3 protein-coding genes are annotated in these 3,544 nt (G+C 40.4%); all 3 read right to left on the reverse strand.

What is annotated here, in order from left to right; genetic code table 11:
• Positions 1–156: 156 nt before the first annotated feature.
• Positions 157–963, reverse strand: coding sequence for a hypothetical protein (locus F6K49_RS37320; RefSeq protein ID WP_075905086.1), 807 nt, complete (start codon positions 961–963; stop codon positions 157–159).
• 148 nt (positions 964–1,111) lie between these two features.
• Positions 1,112–1,894, reverse strand: coding sequence for a class II aldolase/adducin family protein (locus tag F6K49_RS37325; RefSeq protein ID WP_229415513.1), 783 nt, complete (start codon positions 1,892–1,894; stop codon positions 1,112–1,114).
• Between the two features lie 13 nt (positions 1,895–1,907).
• Positions 1,908–3,544, reverse strand: a 1,637-nt coding sequence (locus F6K49_RS37330; RefSeq protein ID WP_293105123.1) for a methyltransferase domain-containing protein, incomplete at its 5' end; no start/stop codon positions are given.

A 3,544-nucleotide genomic window follows, 5' to 3' on the forward strand; every position in this document is an offset into this window, starting at 1 on the left:
GGCGAAGGTATCAGAAACAAACAATTTCTTCAGATTCGGATTTGTTGTAGTCATATTTAAGTTTTTAGTTATGTTTTCAATACTTATAATTTATGAAGCTGAAAATCTGGAACTATTGATTACAGAACTTAAGGCAAGCATACAAATTAATTGTGTCTAGGTGCTTATATAAGCAAAAAGCTTGTTATAAACATTTACTGCTTTTTCAACCATGTCTAAGTGTTCGGATCTAATCTGTAGATTAATTTCTTTTGGAGGATTGATTTGAGTGGTATTATTTAAAGTTTCGTGATAACAATCATGGATTTTGGCTTCATGAGGATTCCATTGTTTTAATCTGCCATTTTCCCAAGTTAGCATCTTAGGCGTGAAGGTGATTTCAATTTGTTGACAATAATTAATCAAAATCTTCTTTGGATTCTGGCGAAAGCGATTGGCTTCAACAACAATTGGTTGTTGTCTCAATTCTTTAGTTACTATCTGAAACATCTTATATAATGAATTGAAACCAAATTCTTCTTCCGTAAATTTTGGGTCAAACCCCTGTTCTATAAGTTTTTGCTTGGTTTTGTACAATGAAGCTAAGACTTCATGAGGATGGCGAATTATAAATGTGTTGATAACAGAGCCAAGAAATTCTTGAATATTCTCATCAAGATAGGGCAAAACTTGAAACGGAAAATCTTTAACGAAGACTATGGGCATTACCTGCGCTTTTAATTGTATTTCTTTAATTACTGTGGCACAGTCATGATTTAGCTTATCTCGATAATCACCAAATCGATTGGAACGTCGCCATTTACTAAAGTAATAAGTATCGCTAAAAGGCTCGTGAAAAATTTCTGTATCTGGACGTTGACTAAAAGTCTTCTCAAAAGCAGTGGTTACACATCTAGGTGCGCCCCATAACGCTATTATCTTAGATTGTTCTTTGAAATGATTTTTAGGTAAATTGATATTCATAATGAAACGCTAATACAGTAAGCTATTCGACATTTAAATTGTGAATCTTCTGTTTCCCATTTCCCTGTTTCCTTTCGAGAATTTGCGGATCCGAATCTAAATGCTGAACAGCTTATTTTCAAATAATTTGTGAACAGAGGAAAGACGACTACTCACGATCTGACGGATCGAGCCGATCAAGTAAACGGCGATTGGCTTTCCAGTTGCCTAAGATCTCATCGTAATAGCTGGGTTCTTCATACTGGCGTGCTGTATGTTCGCAAACTTCCGGTGGTGGAATGTTAGGCTTAGCACCAGAACGAAGCACATTGACTTGAACCTCGCAGGCTTTGTTGAGATAATACATATAGTAGAACGCTTCGGCAACGGTTCGACCCACAGTTAAAAGCCCGTGGTTTCTCATGATCAAGAATTTCTTTTGTCCGATCGATGCAAAGATGCGATCGCGTTCATCAAGGTCAAATGATATCCCCTCGTAGTCATGGTAGGCAATGCGATTGTAGAACGCCATCGATATCTGGTCAAGGGGTAACAGCCCCTCTTTCATAGCAGCAACTGACATCCCATTAACACTATGGGTGTGTAGGATTACATTGGCATCAGGACGTTCTAAATGAATGGCGCTGTGTATAGTGAATCCTGCTGGACTTATGTCCGCGTCTGTAGGGTTGATTTTATTACCATTGCCATCAACTGCGACCAAATTTGATGCACATACTTCATCGAAAAATAGATAATGCGGTTTTAGGAGAAATATTGGTGGTTCCTCATTAATGCGCAGGGAAATATGACCGTAGATCATGTCTGACATCCCGTAGTAGTCAATCAAGCGGTAAGCAGCAGCAAGGTCTTCGCGCAAGTTTTGTTCATCCTGACAGTAGGACTTAGTTAAAGTTTCCCTGGTTTTAAGGGTGCTCATTTTTGTATTCATAGTTCCACCTAAATTAATTAGCATTAAATGAAATCAGCAAAATCTCCTCAGGAAAGTAATAGACAGAGTTTCTGAGCAATGAGTTTAGGTATCGTTCCATCTCCGGATGAGAGAGCAAATCCTCCAAGGTAATATTTTTTGATTCAGATAACTGCTCTGCTTCCTTATCCTTGTTAAAGCAGTTAACTGTTGCCTCATTCTTGATGTAATGCTCTAAGGCTGCGTAGTCATCAGCTTTTATGGGCTCTTCATAGAATATCCTATGGACTTGATGCTGAATCCCACATTCACCCAAACTCTCGATCACATCTTCCGCAGAGGTAAATCCTTCGCCTTTTCCATCTTTAAAAATTTGCAGGTATTGCTCGTAGAAATCCACGTAGAAAGATTTACGAGTAGCCAAACCAATAAATCCAACTCCCGTATCATTCAGCAAACTAGCACACTTTTTCAACACAGGTTTCAAGTCTTGGCGTGGAATCATATAAAAGCCGTGCATCGACCACAACAGGTCGTAAGCATTACTTTCTAGCTTTGCTCCTTGAATTGTATTAACATGTTGGTTTCCTTGCTCAAAGGGAGGATGGATTTTCTTACTCGCTTGAGACAGTGAACTCCCACAAGGGTCTAAGCAATCGTAGACAACATTATCAATTCCTTGATCAAGTTGGATATAGTGACTAAAAGCTTCCAACCAGCGCCCTGTGCCACAGGCAACATCCAGTAATCTGAGATCAGACGAAGATTTTCCTCGATGATATTGTGATAAGAAAGTAGCCGACCAGTCGAAACGCTGCGCCAACTGCCAATAATCAATTACTGGATCTTGGTCTTCTGGACTTCTTTGTTCAACAGTAACACTGGGAGCTGGCAAGACAAAAACCCCAATCGGTTCATTTATAAATGCTTTCCCACTGTCCTCAATCTCAGCCAACCGCCAAAATGCCTGGAGAATCTTGAAAAATTTGGCTTCCTGAAACTGGCGCAAATCGCATTCCATACAAAAGGACATAATTTTGACGCCAGTTTCAAAGCCTTGGAGGCATTCAGTTACATCCAGGCGAGCATGGACATGGTGATACTGATGCTGATGAGATTGAGTATCCAGTAAATTTCTAATGTCCTGTGCTGTGAACATCTCATTTTGGTTACCTTTTGCTTCCAGCATATGCTCGCGCTGGATTTGAGGGATACCTGTAGCTGTTTGGTGGACAATTACCACCTTTCCGCCTTCCTTGGTTTGAGTTAGGGCGCTCTGAATCGCTTGGTAAGGCTCGTCAAAGTAGTATAAAACGTGGGTCAACAGAACCAAATCGTACTTCTGTTGGCTTTCAAACTTACCGGGTTCAAAATAGTCATCACACACCGACACCTCTACATTTTCGCCTAAAGATGCCTGGTCGAGCCGTTCTAGAAAGCGTCCGCGATGGATCGGGTTCGGTTCAAGTGCGACATAGTTTAACTGCTTCCACCGTGGATTAAGCCTGGGAATCAGGCTCTGTATGATTTCAAGATCAATATCACCTTCGCCACTGCCAATACTGAGTACCGATAAGGTATCGTCTTGGTGTGAGCGTGAATAACTTCCCTCCAGTAATACTGTTACATTATTGCGGAACCACTCAATGGCAGCAACTGTCATGGTCGAAA

The sequence above is a fragment of the Moorena sp. SIO3I6 genome (genome assembly GCF_010672095.1).

What these genes read in the sequence shown, in the direction of transcription:
- F6K49_RS37320 (WP_075905086.1), bottom strand. Translation starts at nt 963, where the DNA reads ATGAATATCAATTTACCTAAAAATCATTTCAAAGAACAATCTAAGATA.
- F6K49_RS37325 (WP_229415513.1), bottom strand. Translation starts at nt 1,894, where the DNA reads ATGAATACAAAAATGAGCACCCTTAAAACCAGGGAAACTTTAACTAAG.